General features: G+C 71.5%; 13 protein-coding genes. 1 reads left to right on the plus strand and 12 read right to left on the minus strand.

All coding sequences use genetic code 11. From position 1 onward, the window contains the following. Window positions 1-37: 37 nt before the first annotated feature. The 9 genes from ABZ914_RS33895 to ABZ914_RS33935 form a co-directional block, all read right to left on the minus strand. On the minus strand, window positions 38-1651 hold the full coding sequence (locus ABZ914_RS33895) for a fatty acyl-CoA synthetase (protein WP_500198260.1): 1614 nt from the start codon (window positions 1649-1651) through the stop codon (window positions 38-40). Window positions 1652-1664: 13 nt separating this feature from the next. After that, window positions 1665-2465 (minus strand): enoyl-CoA hydratase/isomerase family protein, encoded by an 801-nt coding sequence (locus tag ABZ914_RS33900; protein WP_500198261.1) that lies wholly within the window; start codon window positions 2463-2465, stop codon window positions 1665-1667. Further along, window positions 2462-4468: a flavin-containing monooxygenase gene (locus ABZ914_RS33905; RefSeq protein WP_500198262.1), complete on the minus strand. Its 2007-nt coding sequence runs from the start codon at window positions 4466-4468 to the stop codon at window positions 2462-2464. The genes ABZ914_RS33900 and ABZ914_RS33905 overlap by 4 nt, the downstream gene beginning before the upstream one ends. Before the next feature lie 64 nt (window positions 4469-4532). Continuing rightward, the gene (locus ABZ914_RS33910; RefSeq protein ID WP_500198264.1) at window positions 4533-5495 is read right to left on the minus strand and encodes an alpha/beta hydrolase; all 963 of its coding nucleotides are present in this window, start codon (window positions 5493-5495) and stop codon (window positions 4533-4535) included. A gap of 34 nt (window positions 5496-5529) precedes the next feature. Then, entirely contained in the window at window positions 5530-5940 is a 411-nt protein-coding gene (locus ABZ914_RS33915) for a nuclear transport factor 2 family protein (protein WP_500198266.1), read from the minus strand. A gap of 5 nt (window positions 5941-5945) precedes the next feature. Continuing rightward, the gene (locus tag ABZ914_RS33920; protein WP_500198268.1) at window positions 5946-7112 is read right to left on the minus strand and encodes a serine hydrolase domain-containing protein; all 1167 of its coding nucleotides are present in this window, start codon (window positions 7110-7112) and stop codon (window positions 5946-5948) included. 39 nt (window positions 7113-7151) lie between these two features. Continuing rightward, window positions 7152-8024, minus strand: a complete 873-nt coding sequence (locus ABZ914_RS33925; RefSeq protein WP_500198269.1) for an SDR family NAD(P)-dependent oxidoreductase — start codon at window positions 8022-8024, stop codon at window positions 7152-7154. Beyond that, the gene (locus ABZ914_RS33930) at window positions 8021-8530 is read right to left on the minus strand and encodes a nuclear transport factor 2 family protein (RefSeq protein WP_500198270.1); all 510 of its coding nucleotides are present in this window, start codon (window positions 8528-8530) and stop codon (window positions 8021-8023) included. Before ABZ914_RS33930 ends, ABZ914_RS33925 begins: the two co-directional genes overlap by 4 nt. Further along, window positions 8527-9717 (minus strand): amidohydrolase family protein, encoded by a 1191-nt coding sequence (locus ABZ914_RS33935; RefSeq protein ID WP_500198272.1) that lies wholly within the window; start codon window positions 9715-9717, stop codon window positions 8527-8529. The genes ABZ914_RS33930 and ABZ914_RS33935 overlap by 4 nt, the downstream gene beginning before the upstream one ends. Window positions 9718-9945: 228 nt before the next feature. On the opposite strand from ABZ914_RS33935, the gene ABZ914_RS33940 reads away from it, so the two are divergent. Next, window positions 9946-10578, plus strand: a complete 633-nt coding sequence (locus ABZ914_RS33940) for a TetR/AcrR family transcriptional regulator (protein ID WP_500198273.1) — start codon at window positions 9946-9948, stop codon at window positions 10576-10578. Here ABZ914_RS33940 and ABZ914_RS33945 read toward each other — a convergent pair. The 3 genes from ABZ914_RS33945 to ABZ914_RS33955 form a co-directional block, all read right to left on the minus strand. After that, a complete protein-coding gene (locus ABZ914_RS33945) occupies window positions 10569-11429 on the minus strand; it encodes an IclR family transcriptional regulator (RefSeq protein ID WP_500198275.1) in 861 nt (286 codons plus the stop codon). The two genes, ABZ914_RS33940 and ABZ914_RS33945, sit on opposite strands and share 10 nt — an antisense overlap. A 229-nt stretch (window positions 11430-11658) precedes the next feature. Beyond that, window positions 11659-12654: a 2Fe-2S iron-sulfur cluster-binding protein gene (locus ABZ914_RS33950; RefSeq protein ID WP_500198276.1), complete on the minus strand. Its 996-nt coding sequence runs from the start codon at window positions 12652-12654 to the stop codon at window positions 11659-11661. Window positions 12655-12698: 44 nt separating this feature from the next. Beyond that, the coding region (locus ABZ914_RS33955; protein ID WP_500198278.1) for a hypothetical protein at window positions 12699-12967 on the minus strand (269 nt) is incomplete at its 5' end.

Raw genomic sequence — 12967 nt, forward strand, 5'->3', positions numbered from 1 at the left:
GCCCGGAGAAACGCGTCACCGGGCCGGCCGGGCCGGATCAGGGTGCGGGCGGGAGCTCGCCCGTCGCCACGTGGGCGAACCGCTCCCGGAGCCGGCGTTTGAGGATCTTGCCGCTGGGGTTCTTCGGGAGGGCGTCGACGATCAGGACGTGCTTGGGCGTCTTGAAGCCCGCCAGTGCGGCCCGGCAGTGCGCGATGATGTCCTCGGGGCTCGGCCTCGCGCCGCCGCGGGGCACGACGGCCGCCACGACCGCCTCGATCCAATGCGGGTGGTCGACGCCGAAGACCGCCGCCTCGGCGACGTCCGGGTGGCGGTAGAGGACCTCTTCCACCTCGCGGCTCGCGACGTTCTCCCCACCGGTCTTGATCATGTCCTTCTTGCGGTCGACCACGTACAGGTAGCCGTCGGCGTCGAGGTAGCCGAGGTCGCCGGAGTGGAACCAGCCGCCGCGGAACGCCTCCGCGGTCCGGTCGGGTGCGCCCAGGTATCCCAGCGCCGCGTGCGGGCTTCGGTGCACGATCTCCCCGACGGTGCCGGGCGGCACCGGTGCGTCGGTGTCGTCCACCACGAGCGTCTCGACGTTGAGGGCGGGCAGTCCGGCGGAACCCGCGTGGCTCAGCTGGTCCTGCGGGGGAAGGGCGGTGGCGATCGGGGCCATCTCGGTCTGCCCGTAGAAGTTCCAGAGGCGGACCTCGGGGAGCCGCCGGCTCAGCTCACGCAAGACCTCCCGGGGCATGGCCGAGGCGCCGTAGTAGCCCTTGCGCAGGCAGCCGAGGTCGGCGGAGTCGAAACGCGGAGAGCGCAGCAGGCCGATCCACACGGTCGGAGGTGCGAACAGTTTGGTCGCGCGCTCCTCATCGACGGCCTTGAGGATCGCGTCCGGGTCCGGCCCGCGCAGGATCACGCTCGTGGCGCCGAGGTAGATGTCGGTGATCAGGAAGTTGTCGAGCTGGGCGCAGTGGTAGAAGGGCAGCGCGTGGACCTCGACGTCGTCGGCGGACATCCCGCCGGAAATGATCGTGCTGGTGTACTGCCACATCAGGCTGCGGCTCCCGAGCATCACCCCCTTGGGACGCGACTCGGTGCCGCTGGTGTACATCAGCCTGAGCAGGTCGTCGTCGCCGATGTCGACATCGGGCGGGTCCGAACGGGGGTGGTCCGCCCACGCGGTGGCGTCGGCCCAGCCGTCGGGGACCGCCGTTCCGTCCAGGCCGAGGGCCGCGCGTACGCGGACCGCGGCGCCCGCGACGCCCAGGGCTTCGGTCGCGGTCGGGACGAGCGCGCTCTCGGCCACGAGGGCGTCGGCGGCGCTGTGGGCGAGGATATAGGCGATCTCCGAGCCGCCCAGCATGAAGTTCACCGGCACGGTGACGACCCCGATGCGGGCGGCGGCGAAGACCAGCACGGGGTACTGCCAGCAGTTGCGGGACAGGATCGCCAGCCGGTCGCCCTTGCCGAGCCCCGCTTCCGCCAGGGCGGCGGCGACCCGGTCGATGCGGTCGTCGAACTCCTTGAAGGTGAGCCGGGTGTCCCCGTCCACCAGCGCGAGCTTTCCAGGTACCCGTCGTGCCGTTCGGCGGGGGATGTCGCCGAGGCTCTGCCGGCGGGCGCGGGTCACCGTCGGCGGCCTGGATTCCGGCTCGTCGTCCACCTAATGCCTCCCCTCAGCGTCCGGTGAAGAGCGGTCGGCGCTTCTGCCGGAAGGCCTGGAGCGCTTCGGTCATGTCGGACGAGCGGGAGGCCAGCACCTGGTTGCGGTTCTCCAGAGCCAGGGCCGCCTCCAGGGAGGGCGCGTCCACGTTGGTCTGGACGACCTGCTTGGTCAACGCCATGGCCAGCGGGCTGTTCTCGCGGATCAGGCGGGCGGTCTCCAGCGCGCGGGGCAGGACGTCCTCGGGGTCGCCGACGTCGGTGACCATGCCGATCCGCAGGGCCTCCTGCGCGTCGACCTTGCGGCCGGTCAGCAGGATCTCGTAGGCGCGTCCGAGCCCGACGACGCGCGGCAGCAGCCAGGACGTGCCGACGTCCCCGCCCGACAGGCCGATGCGCACGAAGGCCGCGTTGAAGACCGCCGTCGTGGCCGCGACCCGGATGTCGGCGGCCAGCGCGAGGGCCATGCCGGCGCCGGCGGCCGGGCCGTTCACCGCGGCGATCACGGGAGTGCGCATCGTGCGGAACCCGCCGATCGAGCGCGCCCAGGACTCCTGCCCTTCGAGCATCTCCGTGGCGGTCATCCGGGGAAGCCGCTCGGCGAGGTCCAGGTCGAGACCGGAGCAGAAGCCGCGGCCCGCCCCGGTGATGACGAGCGCCCGGATCCCGTCGTCCGCGTCGACGTCCCGTTGGAGCCGGACGAACTCCTCGAACATCTCGAAGGTGATGGCGTTGAGACGTTCGGGCCGGTCGAGCCGGGCGACGGCGATTCCGGGCTCGGGCCGCTCGAGGCGGAGCGTCGTGTAACCGGTCATGTCTCTCTCGGATCGTCGGGTGAGGAGGAGGCGCGCGCCCTGCGGGCACCGGTGAAGCGGTAGTGGTCCGGTGCGGGTTCGCGGAGCATCGCCCAGTAGTCCACGAGCCGCCAGGGGCAGCTGATCCACGGGCGCCCCGCCTCGTTGCGGTAGTAGCCGCTCGCGCCGTTCGCGTGCTTCCACACCGTCTTGTCCAGTGCCTCGTCCACCCGGCGGTTGTACTCGTCCGTGGCGTCCCGCAGGGGTTCCATCGCCGAGTGCGCGTTCTCGTCCAGGTATCGCAGGCACTCGACGATGTAGTGGACCTGCGCCTCGCTCAGGTTGTTGTGACCGCCGCCGTGGTTGGGCGCGGTGTTGGGGCCGCCGGTGATGAACAGGTTCGGGAAGCCGGGGACCGTGATGCCCAGGTACGCTCGCGGATCCTGGTCGGCCCATTCGTCGGCCAGCTTGCGGCCGCGCCGGCCGATGACGTCCATGAACGACAGGAACTCCAGCTTGAAGCCCGTCGCGAAGATGATGACGTCGGCCGCGAGGAAGTCCCCGCCGGTCGTGACCACACCGCCGGGCTCGATCCGTTCGAAGGACGCCCGGTGCACCGAGACGTCCTCCCGCTTGAGCGCCGCGAAGAACCCCGAGTCCTTGACGATGCGCTTGGCGAAGGGCGGGAAGTCGGGCGTGAGCGCGGCGCGCAGATCGGGACGGTCGGGGAACGTGGTGTTCAGATAGTTCAGGCACGCCTGCATGCGGGCGTCATTGGCCGGTGATGACGACACGTGGGTCGCGTACCACTCCGGGTCGATGCGCGGGATGTCCCACCCCTTGTCGCCCGCGTACCAGTAGGTCTTCAGGCGGAACCACTGGTGGTAGTACGGGATGTTGGCCAGAGCCCAGCGGGCCGGGGCGGGGACGTCCTTCTCGACCATGGGCTCGGGCACGATCCAGTGCGGCTGGCGGAACACGACGTGCAGTGACTCGACCCGCCCCGCGAGGCCGGCGGCGACCTGGACGGCGGTGCAGCCGGTTCCCAGGAGCACGACGCGCTTGCCGGTCAGATCGACGTCGGTGTTCCACTCCGCGGTGTGCATCATCGTGCCCGCGAAGTCCTCCATCCCCTCGATGTCCGGGATGGAGGGGGCGTTGAGGACGCCGGTGGCGGTGACGACCGCGTTGGCCTCATGGGTTTCCACAGAGCCGTCGGGGTTCCGTACGGTCACGGTCCAGTGCTGCGCCTCTTCGATCCATTCGCAGCGCAGGACCCGCGTGGACAGCGCGATGTGCCGCTCCACGTCGTACTTGCGCGCCACGTGCCGGAGATACCGCAGGTATTCGGGCCCTGTGGGGTAGTACTTCGACCAGTCCGGATTCAGCTCGAATGAGTACGAGTAGAAGTGGCTGGGGGTGTCGACGGCGGCGCCGGGATAGACGTTGCGCGACCAGGTGCCGCCCAGGTCGTCGCCCGCCTCGAAGATCCGGTACTCGAACCCCGCCTCCGCGAGCTTCACCCCGGCGTTGATCCCGACCATGCCGGCGCCCACGACGATCACCTTGAGGTCCGCCCGCGGCCGCCCGCCGGCCGCGACGCGCCGCCGGGCCGCCTCGAAGCCCGCCATCTCGCGCAGGTGCGGGACGAACTCCGCGCCGACGGCGTCGTTGACGCAGAGCTCGGCCATACGGCAGAACAGTTCGTCGTCCGGGACCGCCATCGCCGGCACCATGCCGGTTCCGAAGAGGGTGAGAGCGCGGGCACGGATGCTCTGCGCCACCGAGTGCGGGTACTGCCCGAATAGGAGCGGAGGCTCTCCCGCTTCCCGCAGGCGGCGGGACGCGGCGTCGAGTTCGGCGCGGAACTCGTCGACGAGCGAGACGTCGCCGGACACGTGGACCATCGCCATCAGCAGCGCGCCCGGATCGGCCGCCCGGATCGCGGCGCGCAGGGCGTCCGGGTCCGCGTCGGGCACCGGCTGGACGACATAGGTCGGGTCGGTCGGAGATATGACGGTCATGGGGCAGCGGTTCCTTTGTCCGGGGGCGCGGCGCCGGCGGCCGGGACGAGGGCGGGGCCGGGGCTCACCACGGCAGCGGATGGGCGAACTTGGCCCTGAGTAGGCCGGCGATCTCCGCCATGGCCAGCCGGCCCCGCGCGAGGTGGTCCATGCGCAGCAGGAAGCCGTGGTAGCCGCCGGGGTAGCGGGTGATGGTGGTCTGGACCCCCGCGTCGCGCAGCCGCTCGCCGTACCGTTCGGCCCAGTCGCGGATCGGGTCCAGTTCGCCGACGGCGATGATGGCCGGGGGGAGGCCGGTGAGGTCGTCGGCGTAGGCGGGCACCTGGTAGGGCGACGTCGGTTCGGGCCCGCCGGCCTTTGCGGCCTCGTGGAGGAAGTGGATGTCGTCGCGGCTCAGGCCGAAACCGTCCGCGAACTCGGAGATGGACGCGGCCCCCATGTCGCGGTCCACCCCCGGGTACATCAGGATCTGGCAGAAGACGTCCGGACCGCCGCGGTCGCGTGCCATGAGGGCGACCCCGGCCGCGAGGGTGCCGCCCGCGCTGTCGCCGGCGACGCACAGCCGGCCGCCGAGCACTCCGAACTCGGCGGCGTGCCCGGCGATCCACTCGGTCGCGGCCCACGCGTCGTCCAGCTGGGCGGGCGGCGGGAACTCCGGCGCCAGGTGGTAGTCGACGGCCAGGACGCGGGCCCCGGTGAAGTGGGCGAGATTGCGTGCCAGCGGCGCGAAGGAGTGGTTGGACCCGAGCACCATGCCGCCGCCGTGGAAGTAGACGATGCCGGGCAGCGCCGGGTCGTCCGTCGGGCTGTAGATCGTCAGCTTGAACGGGCCGTGCGGGCCGTCCAGCGACTGCTCGTCGATCGCCGCCATCTCGGGCAGGCCGGGTGGATGCGGGACGTCTTCGAGCACCTTGCGCATGGCCTCGACACCGATCTGACTCATCGGCGGCACGCCGTTGGCCGCGTAGGCGGCCTTCAACGCGTGGGCGTCGGGGTCGAGCCGGGGGACTCTCTTCGAGCTTGGCACGGGATGCGGATTCCTTCTGTGAGGGGACGGCCGGCTACGGGACGAAGCGGCGATGGCCGAAGCGCCAGGCCCCGTCCTCGCGACGCAGGACGTCCTGGTATTGGCCCACGAGCGTGAGGCGGGCGGCGGCGTCTTCGGCCGTGCCGGTGACGAGCACGTAGCAGCGGGCGTGTGCTCTTTCCGGGCCGTCGATGCCGACCTCGACGGTGGTGACGACGTGCCGGACACCGGAGCCGGGACCGGCGAGGCCGTCAGCGCGGTACTTGCCGAGACCCGCGACGATCTCCTCTCGTCCGTGCCAGGTCACCCGGCCCGACTCCCAGACGCCGTCCGCGGCGAACAAGGCGCCCAGGTCCGCGAGGTCGCCGTCGTCGGCGAGGAAGGCGAACCGTGACAGCAGGTCGTGGATCTCCGCGCGGTCCTCGGCGGGGGAGGGGTGTGCCATGTCGCTCACCTCCTGGGGTCGCCGAGGCGGTCGGCGGCCACGGCGCGGACCGCGTCGGCGATGGGGACGAAGGGATGCGCGCCGGGGGCGAACGGGCCTTCGTGCAGGCGGTTGTGGCAGATGGACACCGCCAGGCCCGTGTCGAGTTCGGCCCAGGACAGTGATCCGCCCGCCCCCGGATGGTGGATGATCTGCGGGTTCGGGCCGATGACCGGGTTGGTGCCGGGGGCCGGGCCCCCGAGCCAGTAGCCGTACGCGCCGACGTGGGCGACGCCGCCGAGGTAGAGGTCGTCGTCGTCGGCGCCGTCCCGGGGCCGGGTGAAGGAGCGGACGTGCTCGGACTCCAGCAGCCGGACGCCGTCCAGTTCTCCGTGCCCGGCCAGCATGGCGAAGAACCGGGCGAACGCGCGGGCGGTGCCGATCCCGCCGGCGCCGGGGTTGACGGTCCGGCGCGCCAAGGAGGTGTTGTAGACCGAGGAGCCCGGGAAGACCTGCCGGGGCATGCCGCGCAGGTAGAGGTCCGGGGCGTCGCCGGGCGGGTCGCCGCCGTTGAGGGGGGCGACCCGGCCGTCCTCGGACTCCGGCAGGCCGAGGAACAGGTCGGTGATGCCCAGCGGCTCCAGGAGGTCCTGCCGGATCACCGTCTCGATCGGCCGGTGCCCGGGATCGGCGCGCCGGACGATCTCGCCGACGATCCAGCCCCAGACCAGCGCGTGGTAGGCGTTGACGGTTCCCGGCGGGTAGCTCGGCGCCGTGTCCTCGATCGCCTGGATCATCCATCGCCAGTCGGCCTGGCGCTCGGGTGTGACGTCCTCGGGCATCCACGGAATGCCCGCCCGGTGGGCGAGCACGTGCCCGACGGTGATCGCCTCTTTGCCGTTCCGGGCGAACTCGGGCCAGTACCGCGCGACCGGCGCGCCGTAGTCGACCAGGTCACGTCCTGCGAGCCGGTGCAGTGCAGTCGCGGTGACGGCCTTCGTCACCGAGAACACGTTGAACAGCGTCGAGCCGTCCACCGGGGCGCCGGTCGCCGGGTCGGCGGCGCCCGCCCAGGCGTCGACGATGAGCTCGCCGCCGAGGTAGGCGGCGACCTGCACGCCCTCCTCGCCGAGCTCGCGCGCCGTGTCGAGCGCTTTGACGATCCGCGGGTCCGGTGCCGCTGCGGCGTCCATGCCCGCTCCTTTCTCCTGGGGCGGATCTCTTCGCGGCCGTCAGCCGCCTGCCCCGGTCTCCAGCACCGGGAACATCGATCGGAAGTCGGGGGGATCGGCCCGGTGCGCCAGCTGGTCGGCTCGGGCCTGGAGGGTCTCCGCGCAGCGCGCGTCGTCGGAGAAGACCCAGAACTCGCCGGCCGCGATCTGCCGGACCATGTGCTCGGCCGCCGACACCGGGTCCAGCCCGGTCGTGACGTTGGCCTGCTGCATCCAGTCGAAGAACCGGTCGGCCTCGGCGCTGTCGCTGGGCGCGGACGCCTGGGCGTCGAGGAAGATCCGGCTGCGGACCGAGTGCGGCAGCACGGCGCTGACCTGGATCGGCGCGCCGACGAGCCGCAGCTCCTGGTGCAGGCATTCGGTGAGGGCGAGCACGGCGTGCTTGCTGACGATGTACGGAGCCTGGAACGGGGCCGTCTTCACGCCGCCGACCGATGACAGGTTGGCCACGACGGCGGGACGCCCGGCCGCGATCATGCGGGGAAGGAAGGCGCGCAGGCAGTGCACGATCCCGTCCACGTTGATCGCCATCACCTGGCGCCAGCGGGCGGCCGGTATCTCCCACAGCCGGCCCGCGGTCTCGACGCCGGCGTTGTTGATGAGCAGGTCGAGGCTTTCCGACGAGGCGAAGACGTGCTCCGCCAGCCGTTCGACGGCGGCGTCGTCGGTGACGTCGACCTCGTAGGGCTCGGCTGCGCCGCCCGCGTCCCGGACGGCCGCCACGACCTCTTCGGCGCGGGACCGGACGATGTCCGCGACGACGACCCTCATGCCCAGGGCCGCGAGATGACGGACGAATCCCTCGCCGATGCCGGCGCCGCCTCCGGTGACCAGCGCGGTCCCGCCGCCGAACCGCTCCTTCGAGATCGTCATGCGTTCTCCCGTGCGGCCGGTCGCGAGTGAGGGAAGGCCGTCGAGCGGTCCTCGGGAAGGTGGTCGAGGGAGTCCATGGTGTCGAGCACGACGGACAGGGCCTGGAACACCGGCCGCCCGCCGTGGGGCGCCACCGCGCCGGTGACGGTTCCCGATGAGAGGTTCGCCGGCACGCCGCTGACGACCTTGGTGACGAAGATGTACGACGCGAAGCGCGTGCCGCCGCCGTCCCGGCCGGTGACGTGCACGTTCGTGCCGTTGTGCCGCAAGGGATAGGGACTGTTCAGGCGGTGGTCGGTGTTCCAGGCCATGACCGCCTCGGCGCCGCGGACGTCGCAGCGGACGAACTCCTCGAAGGGGGAGTCGCCGGTGTCGGTACGGCAGGTGAAGTGCGCGTCGGGGGCGAGGAGCGCGGCCAGGGCGGCGAAGTCTCCCTCGTCGTAGGCGAACCACCAGCGCGACACCAGGTCGGCGACCTCGTGGGTGGGGACGTCGGAGGCGTTCACAGCAGCGGGTCTCCCATCGCGGCATAGGAGGCGAGGATGTTCTCGCTGTGGAAGCCCTGGACCGCCTCGTCGCCGCGGTCGGCGAAGAGCCCGGCGTAGTGGCCGACCGGGTCGCCGCTTCCCTCGAAATGCGGATAGTCGGAGGCGAACACCCCCACCGTCGGGAACGCGTCGAGCAGTGCGGTGGGGTTCTCGGCGTCGGTCGGGAGGGGCGACACCCGGAGGTTGCGGGCGGCGAACTCGCTCGGCGTCAGCGAATGGGTGTAGCGGCCGATCCGGACGTCGCTGCCCTTGCTCGCGACGAACGCGTCGAGCTTGCGGATCAGCGGCGCGACCCAGGCGATGCCCTGTTCCGACATCAGGACGGTGAGCTTCGGATGCCGCTCGAAGACGCCCTCGAAGATCGCCGAGGTGAGCCAGGTCTCGGCCGTCTGGGACATGTGCAGGGTCGCCAGCAGCCGCACGATCGCCGGCTTGTCGGTGGTGGACCAGCCCGGATGGAACGTCGCCGGGCTGAGTCCCACATGGATGACGCCGATCATCCCGAGTGCGCTCGCGGCGGCCCACACCGGGTCGTAGTCGGGGTGGGTCGTCGGGCGGTCGCCGACGGGCTCGGCGTTGATGAGGAAGGTCCGGCTGCCCAGCTCGCGCATCCGGGTGAGCTCGCGCACGCACCAGTCCGGGTCCTCCCACCGCAACGTCGTCGTGGGCATGATCCGGTCGGTGTGACCTTTCGATCGCTCGCCCATCCAGGTGTTGACGGCCTCGAGCGTCCGCATGCCGAGGTCCGGATCCTCGATGACCCGGGCGAGCGTGTAGCCGGTGCCGGTGGTGACGACCTGTTTGGCGATGCCCTGCCCGTCGAGCCACTCGATCCGGACGGCCGGGTCGGTCATCTCCGGGTTCATCGTCGCGCCCTTGTAGCCGAGGCCGGCCGCGTCCGACCTGGTGATGTCGAACATCAGCTCCATGCTCGGCGTCGTCAGCCGCTCGATCGGCATCCGCCGCTCCGGCGGGGCGTGGCGCAGCAGGTCGTCGCTCATGAAGAACGCGAACTCCTCGGCGGAGGCGAGCGCGAAGCGGGGATCCGATTCCGGGTACCTGTCGGGGAGTTCCCGCTTCAATCGGGGAAAGGAGTCCAGCCAGTCGGCGGTGGGCTCGTAATGGGCATCCATATCGATGATCACGAGGACCTCCTGCGGGTGCGCGGGCCTTCGCCCGGCGTGCCCCCCCGAAAGGGCGGTGGCGGGCTCGGCGCCCACGTTAAGAAGGCCGCCGGCGCGTCCGGTGCGGATGTTCCGGTCAGTAGACGCCTTCTCGCATCGCGCCCACGCAGCGGTCGGCCGGGACGGTGGGGCTAGGCTGATCGCCTAGTCTCGGTCCGTCACGAGGACCGCGCACGGGAGGAAGTGGTCGTGGTGAAGGGCTCCGGGCGCCGGACACTGACCGAGCGCCGGGCCGAGGAGCTGCGGTTCTCCGTGGCACGGACCGCGCTGGAGCTGTTCGCGCTCGACGGCGGGACGAGCACCACGGTCGAGACGATCTGCGACCGCGCCGGGATCTCCCAGCGGACGTTCTACCGCCACTTCGCCGTCAAAGAGGACGTCGTGGTGCCGTTGTTCGAACGGGCGGCGGAGGCGGTCGTCGAGGCGCTGCGGAACGCGCCCGAGGGCGGCGACGTGGCGACGACCCTCGCGGAGGTGTTCTATCCGCGCACGATGTTCCGGGACGGTCCGCCGACGCTTTTCCAGCGCCGTTTCCTGTCGGTGATCAGGGACTCTCCCGAATACCTCTCGCGCTGGCATGCGATCGACGAGCCGCTGATCGGGCCGATCGCCGATTTCCTCCAGGAGCGCGGGCTGGTCTCCGACGAGCCTTTCGAGCGCCTGCTGCGGGCGGGACTGGTGCTCCAGGCGTCCCGGCTGACGTACTACCACTGGATCCGCGAGGACACCGCCCAGGATCTGGAGGAGCTCCACGAGCTGCTGGAACGGGCGATGGCGGCGCTCGTGTCGCCCTGGACCGGGGCCTCGGCCGCTCAGGCCTGACGGGCCGGTTCGGGGGTGCGCGGCCGGGGAGCGGCCGGGCCGCTCGCCGGACCGGTGCGCGGACCCCGGGGGAGACCGTTCGGACGCCGCCGGGCTCCGACCCGCGGCACCCCTGTGACGGCGTCCCAGATGTCGGCCGCGGCGATGCGCAGGTGCGCGACCAGGTCGCCGGTGCGCAGCGACGCCGCCGGCCCGGTGAGCGACAGCGCCGCCGGGGAACGCCCCGACGGGCCGACGACCGTGGCGACCGAGGCGATGCCGAGGACGAGTCCCTGCATGTCGACGGCCACGCCGTGGTCGCTGACCTTGTAGAGCTCGCGCTCGTACTGGGCGTGCGTCCGCAGGCTGTAGGCGGTCGGCGGGACGGACAGGTCCGGCGCCGGGCGCTCGGCCGGATCGAGCCGGGCCAGCAGGGCGCGGCCGGGCGCCGTGTGGTGGGCGGGCTGCCGCGCGCCGACCTGCCAGCCGTCGGTGTTCTGGGGCCAGCCGCCGACCCGTTCGATGTGCAGGACGTCGGCGCCGCGCAGGACGCTGAGGTGGACGGTGAGCCCGGTGCGCCGGTGCAGCTCGTGCATGATCGGCAGGCTCGCGCGGTGGATCCCGTCTCCACGGACGACGAGGGAGCCGAGTTCGAAGATGCGCATGCCGAGGCCGTACTCGAAGCCGTGCCGTTCCACCCAGCCCATGTCGACGAGCCGCTGCAGGATGCGGTGGGTCGAGGACCGCGGAAGGTTCGCCTTCCGGGCCAGCTCGGCGAGCGTCAGCCGCCGCGTGCCGTCGAAGGCCTCCAGGAGGGAGGAGACGCGGTCGAGCATCGTCGCCGGAGCCTGCTCCGCGGGGGCTGTGGTCATGACGTGCACCTCCAGGACGATCGGTGGCCACGCGGACACCTGGATGTCAGATTCCGTCAACTTGGCAGAATCTGCCATAGCTGTGACAGTAGTCACCGTTCACGTGCCTGTAAAGAGGATGAAACCGACGGATCGGGCTCCCGTGCGCCCCGATGACCAGGCATGCCGCGGAGCCCTGCGCGCGGCGGTCGCGCAGGGCTCCTGAGGGCTGGAGGCGGTCGGCGGCGGGTCAGTCGTAGGTGATCTCGACGTGGTCGGTGACGGGGACGGACTGGCAGCCGAGCACCCAGCCCTCCTCCAGGTCCTCGTCCTCGAGCACGTCGTTGCGGAGCATCTTGACCTCGCCGGCGGTCACCCTGCAGGCGCAGGCGCTGCAGGCGCCCTCCCGGCAGGAGAAGGGCGCTTCGAGCCCTTGCGACAAGAGCAGGTCGAGAAGGGGCGTCTCAGCGGGCCAGGCCAAGGAGTGCCGCGTTCCGTCGAGTGTGACGTCGACCTGCGCGGCGACCGTCTCGCCGGCCGGTGCCGGCGACGGGTCCGCGAAGGGGTCCCCGGTGAGGGAACGGAAACGTTCGACCACGATCCTCCCGGCGGGCATGCCCACGGTGCGAAGCGCGGCGGTCACCGCGTCCATGAACGGCTCGGGCCCGCACACGAAGGCGGCGTCGGCCCCCGCGAAGGGCGCGGTCAATCCGGCCAGCGCCGCCTCGGTCGGCAGCCCTTGAAGGCTTTCCAGCAAGTGGACGACGCGGAGCCGGTGCCGCGCGCGGTCGGCGAGATCGCGCAGTTCGCGGGCGAAGATGACCGAGGACTCGTCGCGGTTCGCGTAGAGGAGGGCGGCGGTGCCCTCGGGCCGGGCCAGGATCGCCTTGGCGATCGAGATCACCGGCGTGATCCCGCTGCCGGCCGCGACGAGCAGCACGTCGTTCGTCCGCGGCTTCGGGGTGAAGGCACCGGCGGGAGGCAGCACCTCGAGCGCGTCCCCCGGGCGTACGTGGTCGCAGATCCAGTTCGATGCCGCCCCGCCCTTCACCCGTTTGACCGTGATCTTCAGATGGGGGTCGGTGCCGGGCGCGCTGGACAGCGAATAGCAGCGCGCCAGAGGGAAGCCGTCAGGGCCCGGAACCCGGACCGTCAGGAACTGCCCTGGCCGGTAGGCGAACTTTTCCCCTTGGTCCTCGGGTACTCGGAGGACGAAGGAACGGGCGTCCGAGGTCTCGTCGATCACCTCGAGAACGCTGAGCGCGCTGACGCGCGCTCCGGTGGGGGCGGTCATCGGATCGGCTGCCGGACCTGTCCGGTTCCGATCGGAACGCGCCCGCCGCGCACGGCGGCCTCGATGCTGTCGCGCAGCCGCAGGCATGTGCGGACGACGGCCTGTCCGGGCCTCTCGCCCAGTTCCGCGCATTGCCGGGTGTCGGCCGTCCACTGGACGAGCGTGTGCGCGAGGCTGTTCTTCTCCACCAGCACGCAGGAACCGCAGTGATGGCAGGACACGGGGTGCACGCGTCTCTCCTCGTTCTCCTCCGTGGCGCGCGCGT

Origin of the sequence: Spirillospora sp. NPDC046719, assembly GCF_040645715.1 — a bacterium.
Taxonomy (GTDB): Bacteria; Actinomycetota; Actinomycetes; order Streptosporangiales; family Streptosporangiaceae; genus Spirillospora.